Origin of the sequence: Pseudoalteromonas atlantica (assembly GCF_043641955.1) — a bacterium.
In the GTDB taxonomy this organism is placed as follows: Bacteria; Pseudomonadota; Gammaproteobacteria; order Enterobacterales; family Alteromonadaceae; genus Pseudoalteromonas; species Pseudoalteromonas atlantica_A.
In genome coordinates this window covers 762376-776389 of the sequence record NZ_JBHZRV010000001.1, presented here as the reverse complement: position 1 = coordinate 776389, position 14014 = coordinate 762376, and the positions used below count along the sequence as shown (strand labels likewise).

Annotated in this window: 14 protein-coding genes; 4 read left to right on the top strand and 10 right to left on the bottom strand. The window is 39.5% G+C overall.

The features are described 5' to 3' along the window. Nucleotides 1-75: 75 nt before the first annotated feature. From ACHUE3_RS03190 to ACHUE3_RS03160, 7 genes are all read right to left on the bottom strand, one after another. Nucleotides 76-936: an EamA family transporter gene (locus ACHUE3_RS03190; RefSeq protein ID WP_394190104.1), complete on the bottom strand. Its 861-nt coding sequence runs from the start codon at nt 934-936 to the stop codon at nt 76-78. Nucleotides 937-1369: 433 nt separating this feature from the next. Further along, nucleotides 1370-3046: a methyl-accepting chemotaxis protein gene (locus tag ACHUE3_RS03185; protein WP_394190102.1), complete on the bottom strand. Its 1677-nt coding sequence runs from the start codon at nt 3044-3046 to the stop codon at nt 1370-1372. Nucleotides 3047-3285: 239 nt separating this feature from the next. Next, nucleotides 3286-4275, bottom strand: coding sequence for a Gfo/Idh/MocA family protein (locus ACHUE3_RS03180; RefSeq protein WP_394190100.1), 990 nt, complete (start codon nt 4273-4275; stop codon nt 3286-3288). Next, a complete protein-coding gene (locus ACHUE3_RS03175) occupies nt 4272-5081 on the bottom strand; it encodes a class I SAM-dependent methyltransferase (protein WP_394190098.1) in 810 nt (269 codons plus the stop codon). Before ACHUE3_RS03175 ends, ACHUE3_RS03180 begins: the two co-directional genes overlap by 4 nt. A gap of 312 nt (nt 5082-5393) precedes the next feature. Then, on the bottom strand, nt 5394-6230 hold the full coding sequence (locus ACHUE3_RS03170; RefSeq protein ID WP_394190096.1) for a GGDEF domain-containing protein: 837 nt from the start codon (nt 6228-6230) through the stop codon (nt 5394-5396). 56 nt (nt 6231-6286) lie between these two features. Next, nucleotides 6287-6649, bottom strand: a complete 363-nt coding sequence (locus tag ACHUE3_RS03165; protein ID WP_394190094.1) for a hypothetical protein — start codon at nt 6647-6649, stop codon at nt 6287-6289. Between the two features lie 64 nt (nt 6650-6713). Continuing rightward, entirely contained in the window at nt 6714-7133 is a 420-nt protein-coding gene (locus ACHUE3_RS03160) for a DUF3429 domain-containing protein (RefSeq protein WP_394190092.1), read from the bottom strand. Nucleotides 7134-7355: 222 nt separating this feature from the next. Between ACHUE3_RS03160 and ahpC the strand changes: the two genes are divergently transcribed. From ahpC to ACHUE3_RS03145, 3 genes are all read left to right on the top strand, one after another. Next, nucleotides 7356-7925 (top strand): alkyl hydroperoxide reductase subunit C, encoded by a 570-nt coding sequence (gene ahpC, locus ACHUE3_RS03155; protein WP_394190090.1) that lies wholly within the window; start codon nt 7356-7358, stop codon nt 7923-7925. A gap of 154 nt (nt 7926-8079) precedes the next feature. Continuing rightward, entirely contained in the window at nt 8080-9654 is a 1575-nt protein-coding gene (gene ahpF, locus ACHUE3_RS03150) for an alkyl hydroperoxide reductase subunit F (protein ID WP_394190088.1), read from the top strand. 150 nt (nt 9655-9804) lie between these two features. After that, nucleotides 9805-10209, top strand: coding sequence for a GFA family protein (locus ACHUE3_RS03145; RefSeq protein WP_394190086.1), 405 nt, complete (start codon nt 9805-9807; stop codon nt 10207-10209). Nucleotides 10210-10216: 7 nt separating this feature from the next. Here the strand turns inward: ACHUE3_RS03145 and ACHUE3_RS03140 are convergent, their stop codons facing one another. After that, nucleotides 10217-10684 (bottom strand): DM13 domain-containing protein, encoded by a 468-nt coding sequence (locus ACHUE3_RS03140; protein ID WP_394190084.1) that lies wholly within the window; start codon nt 10682-10684, stop codon nt 10217-10219. Between the two features lie 10 nt (nt 10685-10694). Continuing rightward, nucleotides 10695-11501: a substrate-binding periplasmic protein gene (locus ACHUE3_RS03135; RefSeq protein WP_394190082.1), complete on the bottom strand. Its 807-nt coding sequence runs from the start codon at nt 11499-11501 to the stop codon at nt 10695-10697. Between the two features lie 131 nt (nt 11502-11632). On the opposite strand from ACHUE3_RS03135, the gene ACHUE3_RS03130 reads away from it, so the two are divergent. Beyond that, a complete protein-coding gene (locus ACHUE3_RS03130) occupies nt 11633-13264 on the top strand; it encodes a methyl-accepting chemotaxis protein (protein WP_394190080.1) in 1632 nt (543 codons plus the stop codon). Between the two features lie 235 nt (nt 13265-13499). On the opposite strand, the gene ACHUE3_RS03125 is transcribed toward ACHUE3_RS03130, so the two are convergent. Continuing rightward, nucleotides 13500-13961: a GNAT family N-acetyltransferase gene (locus ACHUE3_RS03125; RefSeq protein ID WP_394190078.1), complete on the bottom strand. Its 462-nt coding sequence runs from the start codon at nt 13959-13961 to the stop codon at nt 13500-13502. Between the last annotated feature and the right edge of the window lie 53 nt (nt 13962-14014).

The window sequence follows — 14014 nt, the reverse complement described above, 5'->3', positions numbered from 1 at the left end:
GGATAGTAAAGATATTTGTGTCTTAATATCAATACATTAATACAGCTCTTAACCAAAGTTCAGGTTCAGTAAAAACTAGCTGCTCTTTGAACCTGACATAGAGCTACCAACAGAAGCAACAATTACTAGCAAAATAGCGAGCCACTGCCACATACTCAGCATTTCTGCGAGAATGATAAAACCAGCTAAAGCTGCAATCGCTGGCTCTAAACTCATCATAATGCTAAAGCCTTGTGCTGGCATATTGCGAAGTGCAACCATTTCTAGGGTATAGGGCAGGGCACTTGACATAATTGCAACTAAAAAGCCAAGCGGAATAACTTCCCAACTCAGTAAAGCGACACCTTGATGAAACGCGCCATAAGGCACCAATACAATGGCTGCAACACTCATCCCCAACGCAACAGTCATTCCGCCAGAACCCTGATTTCCGGTTTTTTTGCCAAACAAAATATAAAAGGCCCAGCAGGCACCCGCGCCCAAAGCTAATATTACGCCTAAAGGATCTAAGCGTTCTTCACCTTTCATATCGGGCAGAAGTAAAACTATGCCTGCTATTGCACATGCAACCCAAAATAAATCGCGTTTTTTTCGTGAAGATAACAATGCCACGGCAAGGGGACCTGTAAACTCAAGGGCAACAGCAATACCCAAAGGAATGCGCTCAATGGCATAGTAAAACAAAATATTCATGCCTCCTAGGCTCAAACCATAGACAACGACAGGTAAGCGCTGACCTAAAGGAGGAAACGATTTCCACGGTTGAAAGACAAGGCATAAAATAGCAGCGGAAAAACCTAAACGTAAAGCGGTTGTGCCCTCAGGACCAATTAGAGGAAACAGTTGTTTTGCAACTGACGCGCCAGATTGTATGGTGATCATTGCCAGTAATACGCAGGTTACAGCAATTAAGAATGAGGGCATGATTCGAGACATATTTAATACAAAAAAAAGTAAAGATGACAATGGGCAGAGTGTACAGATTAAAATTAGAATTTAATATATTTGCGATAAGCGCCAAAAAACAAATATACCCAAGCCACCTCAAGATGCAGAATTCAGCGTTTCACAGGGGCTTAATATCAAGGCGTTACTTTGCAAGAATGGCCATCCCTTTTAAGAAGTAACAACGCTGAGAGTAAGTTCCTGTGAAACGCCCAACGGGTTGGTTTAAAAGCGATTTATACTGCGTTATTAATTTTAACAATAGAACCACTATTATTTGCAATCAATGCCTTGCCTAAATCGCTTTTAATTCCAACTGAAACTCGCATCTTGAGGTGGTTTGGGTATAAACGGCTAAGTTAAAACTTAACCGCTCGTTTTTGTATAGACCTGTAAGAGTTATAAAAGCAATTGTGCTTTATTACTAGGTAAGCTTGAACTTACTGATTTGAGTATTTAAATTAACCGCAACTTGCGCCAACTCGCTTGAGGAAGAAGATATTTGCGCTGTTTGAGATTGTGATTGTACGCTAGCATCTTGGATCCCAGTTAATCGCTCGGCAATATCTTCTGTAACTTGTGCTTGTTGTTCAGATGCAGAAGCTATAGTCCGGTTTGCGTCAGAAATTAAACGCACTTGGTTGCTAATTTCTTGCAACATATCACCCACTTTCTCAGAGTTACTAACCGCATCTTTTACCCTTTCATCACTACTGCGGATTCGTTCAGTCACTGCGTTGCTGGCAGATTGCAGGCTGTTAATCTTGTCTTGAATTTCAACGGTAGATGCCTGAGTTCTGCTTGCTAGCGTGCGCACTTCATCGGCAACAACTGCAAAACCTCGTCCTTGCTCGCCTGCCCGCGCGGCCTCAATGGCAGCATTTAATGCTAGTAGATTGGTCTGCTCAGCAATATTACTAATTACGTTTAATATCACAGCTACCTCGTTAACAGAGGATTCTAAGTCATTTAAATCACTAATTGATTCAGTCAAAATAGCCGCAACCGATTCAACGGATTGAATGCTTTGCCCGACTACATTAATGCCTAACTGAGTTTTACTATCCGCGTCACTAGCATTTTGCGCTGCTTCAGAGCAGTTTTTAGATACTTCTTTAACAGCTGTAGAGTTTTCATAAACTGAACTTGAGATAATTTCAATTGCCTGACTTTGCTCATCGTTAAGCGTTTTTGCCTGATGGGCTATAGTATCTAGTTCATTAGCAGCAACTTGAGCTTGTTGAGATTGTGCATGTATTTCAGATAGTAATGCGGCCAGTTTATCTATCATTATATTAAAACTGGCTGACAGTTCGGCAATCTCATCCTTACCAGAATGAATGATTTTACGCGATAAGTCTCCATTAGCGATACGTTGTGCCTCGCGGACTAATTGTGCAGTGGTTTTTATTACGCGTTTTTCCAGTTGTAAATAACAGGCAATTAAAATTGTGATGATGATTAACACCATCACGATACTGATAAAGCTTAAGTTGGCTACCCGGTTATTATTGGTTTCGACTTCTTCTAAACTACTTTTTTCTGTGGCGGCTAAAAATGCTTGAACAGGCACTTGTATTTTAGACACTTCTTCCATGTAAGCTTGATCTGTTAGCAGTTTTATTGCTTGTATCCATTGTGTTTGCTCTGTTGAGCTTAATGATGCAGGCGACTGACCAGCAAAACTGCTGACCATTTGAAAAGCGCGTTCCTCAGTGTTGACTAAATTCATTGAGAGTGAATTGGATTTGTCTAACAATGCCAGTTCGTTAGTACCAACACGGTATTCTTTTAAGCGTTCAAGATACGATTTTTTACGACCATCTAGCCAAGCTTCATTACCTTGAATTTGATTTACTAATTCAATGTATTGATTTTTATAGCTGGGCTCTAAAGTTACAACATATTGGCGAGCAAGCTCAGTTAAGCGTATTGAATTGGAAGATGAAAGTTTGGCAAAGTGACTGAGATGATAGCGAGTTTGCGCAGATTGTTGACTGTCGGACAATCCAGATTTAAGCAGTAAAATAATTACAAATAACCCAGCTGCAATTGTAACTGCTGTAGCAAAAACAATTCTTAGCATTAGTCTTATCGTCAAAATCGCCTCCAATTTTTTAACGCATACTCAATAACTATAGAATAGAATTCGAAATAACCTAGAATATTTATGATTCTAATAGCATATTAGGGCATATTGACGATTTTAGGGACGATTTAGTTAATTTTAAGGGCTTAGTATCACTATTAAATTTTAGCGAAATATAAGTAATTTAATCTTCGGATACCGCGCAGAGCAATATTAAAAAGCAACCCCAACGTTAGTTGAGGCGATATAAACTAGATTTTATCGCTTGGGTAAACCACCCCTAATTGCTTACGTGCTTGGTCAAGCACTGTCATTACATCGAGTGATAATTGGTGGGTGTTGATATTTGACTCGCACTGCTCTCTTGTGGCGGTTGCTATAAAATGGGCAACTTCGTGACGCATAAAATGCTCATCAAAGGGCAGTGATAACTCTTCAGTTGTACCGTCATTGGCAATAAATTGTAGTCGCTTTAACAGTGATACGGCTTCAATTCTAATGCGGCCTTTTTCGCCTTGAATTTCAGTAAAGTTATCACCTTGCGATATTTTTGAGTAGCTGATCACAGCTTGCTTATCACTGTAATTGAGCAATACATCTCCGGCGCCATCAACACCCGTATCCAACAGTACTCCACTGGCTTGCACAGCATTTGGTGCGCCCCACAATGCAATTAATAGATATAAAGGGTAAATGCCTAAATCTACCAACGCACCATTGGCAAACTCGGGTAAAAAGGTATTAGGGCGTTCGCCATTTTTATACTTGTCGTAACGAGAAGAGTACTGGCTGTATTGGCCGATGTACTTGCGCGGCGTGCCAATCTTTTCAAGTGCTTGTTTTAGTATTTCAAAATTTGGCAGGTGAGTGGTCATCATAGCTTCCATGTATAAGCGTTGATGCTGCTTCGCAGTCGTGAGTATTTGAGCTAACTCAGTGCTGTTTGCGGCTGAAGGCTTTTCACCAAGCACATGTTTTTTTGCTTCTAAGCAAGAAATTGCATAGTTCATGTGTAAGCTATTGGGCGCAGCAATATAAACGGCTTCTACATGTTTGTCATCACACACTTGCTTAATGTCAGTAAATACTTTTGCATGTAATTGATTATGCTTCGCCAAAAAAGCTTCACCGGTTGACACCTCGCGTGAGTATACGCCATAAAGGGTAAATTCGCTGACTGTGAGCGCCGCTTTCAGTAAAGTGTCACTAATAAAGTTTGTACCAACGATAACAAAGTTCATGCATTATCCCTTCTATAAAATTGTGTGAGCCACTGTTGCCAGTCTGCTTCTAGCTTTAACATTTGTTGATGTTTTTTAGCTTTAAAGTGCTTTTGCTTATCTTCTTCAAAGCAAAACGGGCCTGCTCGGCATAATTCACAATGATTTTCGGTTAAATAGCTCGGATAACTAAGCATATTACATAGCTCGCTATTTTGCTTCGGGCTAAATGCATAGGTTATTCCGCTGGTATCTTTAACGTGTTTGTCTCTATCTACGTTACGGATTTTATAGCCAGGAAATTGTGTTATATCAAAGCGCATTTGACCAAGGTAATGTGCATCGAGATTGTCGACTAAGCTACCTTCAATGTTCCAATGCAAGTACGGTTTTACATCTTTAGAGGTAATATAGCAAAGTTGCGGTCCGGCTTTATCAAGAGCGAACTGGCAAGCATTTTTTATATATTGATGTAGCAGAGCTCGGTTAAGTGTATTGGCGCTCGTTGATTGAGTTTGTGCTTTATATACATTTTCGCTTTTGAAAGCAGGAATGAGGGGAAATTGAAATATCACAAGATCAAACTGTTGCTCGCCTAGACGTTGCCAATCTGCTTGGCAGGTTACGTCAAATTTAGTCAATAAACTAACCTTGGCTCTTTCTAATAATTCAAATGCGTTATCACTGTATTTATCACACAGAGTTTCTTTGCTGTCGTAGGTTGATGCAACGAGTGTGCTGGGTTTAATTGCATTAAACAGAGCATGTGAAAAAGACAGATCGCCATCACCCACGGTGAGGATCCGCCATTTTGGGTTTAAATACATTTAGTTATTCATTAGAGCCATTCATCGACTAATTATATCAAATATATACCCAAACGACCTCAAGATGCGAGTTACAGTTGGAATTAAAAGCGATTTAGGCAAGGCATTGGTTGCAAATAATGGTTGTTCCCTTGTTAAAATCAATAACGCAGTATAAATCGCTTATAAACCAACCCGATGGGCGTTGCACAGGCACTTACTCTCATCGTTGTTACTTTTTAAAAGGAATTGCCATTGTTGCAAAGTAATGCCTTGATATTAAGCCCCTGTGAAACGCTGAATTCTGCATCTTGAGGTTACTTGGGTGTATCATCAGGATTCTTTGCTGCGGCTAGCTTTATATGATTTATCAACATACATGTTTTGGTCTGCATTATGTAAAATGGTATCAGGGTCTTGCTCTGCGCAAATTGGAGCAATGCCGATGCTTACACTTACCTGAAATTCTCTCATATCTGCCGTTAGGTATTCGCGTAGCTCATTTAAATTAGGGCTATCGTCATTACAAAATGCAATGAACTCATCGCCGCCAAGCCTAAAGCAATTGTGCTGTCTAAACTTAGTCGATAATCGTTTGGCGAAGCTGGTTAAAATGAGATCGCCACATTGGTGGCCATATTTGTCATTTGCGAACTTAAAGTTATCTAAGTCAAAATAATAAACACGCTGGTAATGGCTTTTCAGTTGTTCAAACCGAGTAAAGCATGCGCGGCGATTACCTAAGCCAGTCAGTTGGTCTTGGTTTGCTTCTAATTCTAATTGTTGCTGAAGGGCTTGGCTAAGTTGTATTTCGTGGTTTAATTTTTTAATAGTATTGCGTTTTTCTAAAATTAATAGATATAAACCCATGCAAGTTAATAAAAAGCCGATATTTTTTAGGGCTGTGTCGAACAAGAGCACAGGAAAAATTTCGGTATCGACTAAATCATCAAGCAAGTCAAGCACAAGGCCTGTGCAATAAATAACCCAGGCAGAAACTAAAAGTTTATTACCAATGTAAGCATAGACTTGTAATGTGAGAGATACAGACAGCGCAGCCCAAAAAAGCTCCTCTAAAATATCAACATCAAATAAGTCACTATAGAATAGCTGCAAGCTACAAACTAAAACTAACAGCCAAATTATTGCTATCCAATAGGGGTGTTTCATTGCATACCTTCTGACTACTCATTTAATTAATGTATAGCAGAAAAAACCAATGCGGGTTAGTTTTCAGTTGCTTGTTTCTGAGCCACAGCTAATAAAGCAATTCGGGTCTTAAGCCCTTCAATAGCGATCTGTTTCAAAATTAGGTTAAATGTAATCAATACGGCAAATACAATATGCACTGGTCCGTGAGTAAAACCAGCTGTGGGGTCAAAAATCATAACACCAAATAACAGAAAAAGTACCACTAAAAATATTTCTATTAACTGGTTTGAATAAAACGATAAACGTCCTTCACCTTTGCGGTCTTTTTTTATGTGTATAGCACAAAAAAAAGGCAATACTTTAATCTTGAACAAGCCATTTTTTTCAACATAATTTTCACCGAGTTGATCAAGTTGTTGGCGCAATTGGTCTATCATGCAAGCTCCTTAATTTAAGGAGGCAGATACTACAACATTCAACCCTCTAGCACCACAGTGGTGTTTACTCTGGATAGACACTCATGCCAATCATTAGTATGTGGCATACAAAAACGACTGAGGTCAAAATAAAGCGCATTTTTTGATAGTCAGGGTGGTAGGTTGTCCAATTTAGTGTTGATTTTTCAAAAAACAGTACCAGCCAGAAACTCGCGCCTAACCATGCAAGTGTCCATTCAATAGGCAGAAATGTAAGAAAAGGGACGGGAATTACAGGCGCTACGGCTTTAATTGCGTCGCTGTAACTTTGATTGCCAGCGTGCCAAAGGTTACCTGCCATAAAGGCAAGTATCGCAATGCTATAAAAGGTAAAAAACTCTAAGTTAACGCTATTGCTGCCAGCAATTAATGGCCACGCTACACAGCCAAGAAAGGGCAATAAGCCTAAATAACCAAGTTGGATGTGATTGATAAATTTTTCCATTACAGCATACCCTTAAAATACAATTTATAGCGCCGCTATTGTAGCAGCAATATACTTAACAAAGTAAATACGAATTGTAGATTGTAAAAGTTTAATCTGAAAAACAGATTGTTTTAATCTAAACAATCAAATTTATTTAATCACTCAATACCTCTATTGTATATACCAAGCAAACGCAGCAACCTGCGTTGTTTATAACTTTAAATATAAATGAGGAATACTATGAGCACTTCATTAATCAACACAAAAATTCAACCTTTCAATGCAACTGCATACCACAACGGTGACTTTGTAGAGCTATCTGAAAAAGATGTACTTGGTAAGTGGTCAATCTTCTTCTTTTACCCTGCAGACTTCACATTTGTATGCCCGACTGAACTAGGCGACCTTGCTGATCATTATGCACAGCTTCAAGAAATGGGCGTAGAAGTTTACTCAGTATCAACTGATACACACTTTACTCACAAAGCATGGCACGACACGTCAGACACAATAGGTAAAATTACTTACCCAATGATTGGCGACCCAACTGGTCGTATTACACGCAGCTTTGGTGTAATGATTGAAGACGATGGCTTAGCGCTTCGTGGTACTTTTGTGATGAACCCTGAGGGCGAAATCAAAGTAATCGAAACTCACGATTTAGGTATCGGTCGTAGCGCTAAAGAGTTAGTACGTAAAGTGCAAGCTGCACAATACATTGCAACTCACGACGGTGAAGTTTGTCCTGCATCTTGGCAGCCAGGTGAAGACACACTTGCTCCTTCACTAGACCTAGTTGGTAAAATCTAAATATAGATTTTTCTCTTCTATAAGGGCAGGTAACTGCCCTTAAACCAATAAATATTCGTTTATTGGTGCCTCCTATCTCAATATGATAATTAAGCATATGCGTTTATTGGCATGGGAGGCTTGCTGTTCAAATTTTCCTAAAAAGGGTTAAGCCATGTTAGATAACAACATCAAAAATCAATTAAAAAGCCATTTTGAATCGCTTACTCAACCTGTTGAGCTGCTTATAGCCTTGGATGACAGCAAAAAATCAGCAGAAGTTGAAAGCTTAGCAAACGATTTAGCATCATTAAGTGATAAGTTTACGGTAGTTAACAACCCAGATACCAGCGCACGACGCCCGTCTATGGTTGTACATTCACCGGTTAAAGATACCCACATTACGTTTGCAGGCGTACCTATGGGACACGAATTTACAAGTTTAGTGTTGGCGCTTTTACATACTGGCGGACATGCAAGTAAAGCAAAAAGCGAAGACATTGCACAAATACAATCACTTGACCAAGAACTTAATTTTGAAATTTACATTAGCTTGAGCTGCCAAACGTGCCCGCAAGTAGTGCAGGCGCTAAATACAATGGCCGCGACTAATAGCAAAATTAAAGCAACAATGATTGACGGCGCACTATTTCAAGAGGAAGTAGAAGAGCGCAACATTTTAGCAGTACCGGCTGTTTATTTAAATGGCGAACCATTTAGCCAAGGTGCAGTAAGCCTAACCGACATATTAAACAAAGTAGATAGTAAAGGTGCAGCACGCCAAGCTGCGGCACTGAGTGAAAAAGATGAATTTGACGTTTTAGTAATAGGTGGCGGCCCTGCAGGTGCATCAGCTGCTATTTATTCTGCACGTAAAGGGTTAAATACAGGTATTGTTGCAGAGCGATTTGGCGGCCAAGTTGCAGATACACTTGGCATTGAAAACTTTATCTCTGTTAAAGCCACAGAAGGGCCAAAGCTTGTTGCGCAACTTGAAGAGCATGTGAAAGAGTACGATGTCGATGTAATGCATAACCAACGTGCTGCAGGGCTTGAACGCGTTAATAACAAATACGAAATTACGCTTGAAAACGGGGCTACTTTAAAAGCTAAATCGCTTGTTTTAGCAACTGGTGCACGCTGGCGCGAAATGAACGTACCCGGTGAGCAAGCGTACCGCGGCCATGGCGTAGCATACTGCCCGCATTGTGACGGCCCTTTATTTAAAGGTAAGCCTGTAGCTGTAATTGGTGGTGGTAACTCTGGTATTGAAGCCGCAATTGATTTAGCAAACATTGTTGAGCATGTAACGGTACTTGAGTTTGCAGATACACTCCGCGCTGACGAAGTACTTATTCGTAAAGCAAACAGCTTAAATAATATTACTATTATTAAAAACGCCCAAACTACAGAAGTGCTTGGTGATGGTAAAAAGGTGACAGGGCTAGCTTATAAAGACCGTGTCACAGGTGAAAGTAAAAATCTTAATTTAGCGGGTATTTTTGTACAAATAGGCTTAATCCCAAATACGGAATGGCTGAAAGATTCAGAATTGGAACTTAGCAAATTTGGTGAGATTTTAGTAGACGCAAAAGGTGCTACAACACTACCTGGTGTTTATGGTGCCGGTGATGCGACTAATACACCATTTAAGCAAATTATCATTGCTATGGGCAGTGGCGCAACCGCAAGCCTTGGTGCGTTTGACTACTTAATACGACACAGCGAACAAAATAGTCACGCTGCTTAAAAACTCTTGATTTAACAGTCTATGTCTATGTTTTAACAGCCATACACCCATGACTGTTATTCTCCAAAGTCGCCCTCTCCAAAGGCGACTTTTTTTATTTTTAAAATACCTATATGTGGTATATTTTATAAAAAATAATTGGAGAAGTGCATGTACCAAGGAAGCTGTTTGTGTAAGAAAGTCGCAGTGCAAGTTGCAGGCTCAATCGAGAGCATTATTCACTGTCACTGTTCATTATGTCGAAAGTCTAGCGGCACAGCCTTTGCTACTAATGGTTTTATTCAACGTGCTGATTTTAAAGTTACTAAAGGCCAAGATAGTTTAAGTGCTTTTGAGTTTAAACCGGGGCGTATTCGTCATTTTTGTACCGCTTGCGGTAGTCCAGTTTACAGTGAAAACCTCGATGACCCAGCGCGCTTGAGGTTACGTTTAGGTATTTTAGACAGTGATATTAATGAGCGCCCACTCAGTCACAACTTTTGCAGTTCTAAAGCAAATTGGGAAGACTTTGAGGCAAAATTACCGCAGTACGATGGCTTTGAGCCGAGTCGTTAATAACCTCTTACTGATATTTAGCTGCACTAATAAATTCGTCAAAGCTTTCGCACCAGATTATTACGGTATTAAAATTAGCAATATTGATGCCTTGTGGTATCTTGACCATAAAGCTATCAAACGTTTTGATGCTTGCCACTCTTGTGAATGTTCCTTTAAGTGCAAGGAAATCAGCTTCGTTGTCAACAAAGCGATCAGCTAAATAAACTTGGTAGTCTGGGCCAGGGCTAATTTCTCCTTCAAACGATATATGACTATTACTTAACTTTACCTGGCCTTTTGCAAAATGAAGAAAATCAGAACCTGGTAATTCAGCCTTAAACTCTCCTGTATACATCGCTTGTTGCGCATGATTAACAAGTTCTAGTTTACTTGGCGATGTGGGGGCTGTGATAATAGGAAGGGCATACATGCCCGCTGAAAAACCAATCCCAAACACAATGATGTAACTGATTAAACGAATTAGATGAGCCATTATAATTACCTTATTTTAAGTCAAATACTTTTCTAGAAGATAAGTTCAAAGCATCGTATGAACGGTTAATATATCGCTGGTAGAGTGCATCGAATTCACCGCTTTGTTGTAATTTTAATAAACCATTTTGCAGTTTTGTTATGAGCAACTGGTCTTTTTTATGAGCATAGAAGTGATAATAATTATTATATTGCAACATTATTGTAGGTTCGATGATAAGTTGCTTGTATGGTTGTTTTGCTGTTTCAGTTGCTATTGCAGAAACTGAGCGAGGAAAGTAATCAGCCAAGCCTGTGGCTAACAATTTAAGCATTACATCATAATCATGTTCGCCATTCACTGTTAGGCCATTCCTTATTAGAACATCGTAATCAGACCATGTTTGTTTTTGCAAAGCTACAAGTGGTTTTAGCTCCTCCAGTGAATTGATATTTGCAAAACGATGTTGTTGCGATTGATTGATCATTAGCAATCGTTTTCCATGAAGACCTTTGTACAGCGGAAGTGTGGTGCGTATAAGGTTCGAATGTGCGCCTTTAGGCATAGAAAGCCAAGCTAAACTAATGCTGTCTTTGTGGCTTAGCTCTTCAATGATCCGTTTACTGTTCATTGGGATCGTTGAGTAACTAAATTCAACATCGATATTTTCTTTCTCTAGGCTTGCTCGCAGCAATGCATGCATGTAATGATTTTTTGGCGAATTGAAATCACTAGGCGTTGCTAAGCGAATATTAATAACGCTCTTTTGCGCATGTAAACTAAAAGCTTGACATAGCAATACAAAGCCAACAAGTTTTGTGAATGAACGCAAGCGCATAATGTTATGCCTACCTTATATAATTACCGTAATTATAACCACTTCAGCTCAACAGGTATAATTTATTGCATAAAAAATAACGGAAACTAAAAATTGGTATTATACTCATTTTATCAACTAAGAATTCCGAGATGATGATGTTAAATCACTATTCAGTTCGTACTCGTCTAGCTGTGTTGGCTTTGTTACCTTTAATAATTTTTTCCATTGTGTCTATTTTTTCAATAAACACTATGGGGCGGCTAGTTTCAGGGATTGATAGTTTATACGATGATCGTGTTGTACCGCTTAAACAGATAAAAACGGTATCAGATAACTATGCTGTAAATATTGTTGATTTGTTGCATAAATACCGTGCTGGGACCATAGAGCGTAATTCGCTTATATCAGCAATAAACGAGGCTAAAAGTACAGCAGAGCAAGAATGGCAAGCCTACTTACAAACTACACTAACAAGTGATGAATTGCAGCTCGTGTCTAATGTCGAAAACAAGCTTTTACCAGTACAACGCCATTTAAGTGATTTGCTAGAGACTATTAATAACGGCGAATTTTCATCATTATCACAAAAGCAATTCGTGGCAGATCTTTACGCACATTTTGATCCCCTTAGCAGCAGTTACCAAGCTTTAATAGATTTACAGCTTAAAGAGGCAAATAGCTTTAAACAACAAGCAGACGAAAACTATAAAATAATTAGATTCGCAATGATAGCAGCCATTGTAATACTCGTTTTACTTTTACTACTAGTGGCCTATTTTATTTATCGTTCAATACAAAACCCTCTAATGTGTTTGCGTCAAACTATTACTCACATAGCCAATAGCGCCGACTTGACGCTCCGAGCAGAGCTTAAAGGGAGCGATGAGATAGCAGATACCGCACAGAATTTTAATGCTATGCTATCGCGTATTCATACGCTAGTAACCGATATGGCGGGTGCAACTTTAACGCTTTCATCAGCAGCTGAACAAATGAACTCTATAAGTATACAAGTTGCCAGCACAGCAACTGAGCAAGAGCAGCAGTCAGCTATGATTGCAACAGCAATTACCCAAATGAGCAGCGCCATAGAGCAAGTAGCGCATAATGCCAGTGCTACGTCAGAGAAAGCAGCAAATGCGGACACAAAAGCGCAGCAAGGTCAGCAAGCTGTAGCAGATAATATAGAGTCGATTAACACCTTGTCAGCATTGGTCAATCAAAACACAGTACTCATTACGGATTTAAACGCCCAAACGAATGAAATAAACCAAGTAGTAATGATGATACAAGGGGTTGCTGAGCAAACTAATTTACTTGCTCTTAATGCAGCGATAGAAGCAGCACGAGCTGGAGACTCTGGCCGCGGTTTTGCCGTTGTAGCAGATGAAGTGAGGCAGCTAGCTCACAATACTCAAAAAGCGACAGCTAGTATCAATGAAATGATTACTAAATTGCAAAACATGGCGCAGCAAGCCGTTGGTGCAATGGAAAATGCTGAAAGTAGTGCGAAAGAAAGTGTGGATCATGCTCAGTACTCATCTCAAGTATTAACTGAGATTAATCATGAAGTCACTGAAATTTCTGATATGAACACACAGGTATCAACCGCGACGCAAGAACAGCAATTAGTAGCAAATGAATTAAGTAGCAACATCAATGAATTTAGTTCAAGCATTACTTCGGTAAGTGAGAGTTCACAGCAGAATGCACAAGCTTCACAAGAGCTTGCTGAACTTGCATCGAGGTTACAAGAGCAGGTTGGGGCGTTTAAAATCTGATTTACAGATTAGAGTTGCTGGTATACCCAAGCCACCTCAAGATGCGAGTTTCAGTTGGAGTTAAAAGCGATTTAGGCAAGGCATTGATTGCAAGAAATAGTGGTTCTATTGTTAAAATCAATAACGCAGTATAAATCACTTTTAAACCAACCCCTTGGGCGTTTCACAGGAACTTACTTTCATCGTTGTTACTTCTTAAAAGGGACTGCCATTGTTGCAAAGTAACGCCTTGATATTAAGCCCCTGTGAAACGCTGAATTCTGCATCTTGAGGTGGTTTGGGTATATATATCTGCGACACGGATTTCCATCATTGTTTCAGGGGCAGTTAAGGCGCTGAAACCAAACTGCTGATACAAAGTATGGGCATCCGCTGTCGCTAAACAAAAACGACGTAGGTTTTGTAAATCTGGGTGAGCCATAATTTCTGTGAGTAATATTTTGCTTAAACCTCTGCCTCTGTGTGCTTTTAGAATGAATACGTCTGCTAAATAGCCAAATGTTGCAAAATCTGAAATGACTCTGGCAAAACCAACTTGTTCACTTTGCTCATTGTATACGCCAAAACATAAAGAGTTTTGTATGGCTCTACGCATAATCTCAATTGGAATCTCTTTCGCCCAATATGTGCCACTAATGAACTCATGTATAAGCTCAATATTTAAACGTGATTTGTTACTGCTTACTTGATAGTTCATTGCTGTATCATACCTTTACTCATAGCACATTAGGCTAGAAGATAAATAACCAG

What these genes read in the sequence shown, in the direction of transcription:
- ACHUE3_RS03170 (WP_394190096.1), bottom strand. Translation starts at nt 6,230, where the DNA reads ATGAAACACCCCTATTGGATAGCAATAATTTGGCTGTTAGTTTTAGTT.
- ACHUE3_RS03190 (WP_394190104.1), bottom strand. Translation starts at nt 936, where the DNA reads ATGTCTCGAATCATGCCCTCATTCTTAATTGCTGTAACCTGCGTATTA.
- ACHUE3_RS03145 (WP_394190086.1), top strand. Translation starts at nt 9,805, where the DNA reads ATGTACCAAGGAAGCTGTTTGTGTAAGAAAGTCGCAGTGCAAGTTGCA.
- ACHUE3_RS03175 (WP_394190098.1), bottom strand. Translation starts at nt 5,081, where the DNA reads ATGTATTTAAACCCAAAATGGCGGATCCTCACCGTGGGTGATGGCGAT.
- ACHUE3_RS03135 (WP_394190082.1), bottom strand. Translation starts at nt 11,501, where the DNA reads ATGCGCTTGCGTTCATTCACAAAACTTGTTGGCTTTGTATTGCTATGT.
- ahpF (WP_394190088.1), top strand. Translation starts at nt 8,080, where the DNA reads ATGTTAGATAACAACATCAAAAATCAATTAAAAAGCCATTTTGAATCG.
- ACHUE3_RS03140 (WP_394190084.1), bottom strand. Translation starts at nt 10,684, where the DNA reads ATGGCTCATCTAATTCGTTTAATCAGTTACATCATTGTGTTTGGGATT.
- ahpC (WP_394190090.1), top strand. Translation starts at nt 7,356, where the DNA reads ATGAGCACTTCATTAATCAACACAAAAATTCAACCTTTCAATGCAACT.
- ACHUE3_RS03125 (WP_394190078.1), bottom strand. Translation starts at nt 13,961, where the DNA reads ATGAACTATCAAGTAAGCAGTAACAAATCACGTTTAAATATTGAGCTT.
- ACHUE3_RS03160 (WP_394190092.1), bottom strand. Translation starts at nt 7,133, where the DNA reads ATGGAAAAATTTATCAATCACATCCAACTTGGTTATTTAGGCTTATTG.
- ACHUE3_RS03180 (WP_394190100.1), bottom strand. Translation starts at nt 4,275, where the DNA reads ATGAACTTTGTTATCGTTGGTACAAACTTTATTAGTGACACTTTACTG.
- ACHUE3_RS03165 (WP_394190094.1), bottom strand. Translation starts at nt 6,649, where the DNA reads ATGATAGACCAATTGCGCCAACAACTTGATCAACTCGGTGAAAATTAT.
- ACHUE3_RS03130 (WP_394190080.1), top strand. Translation starts at nt 11,633, where the DNA reads ATGATGATGTTAAATCACTATTCAGTTCGTACTCGTCTAGCTGTGTTG.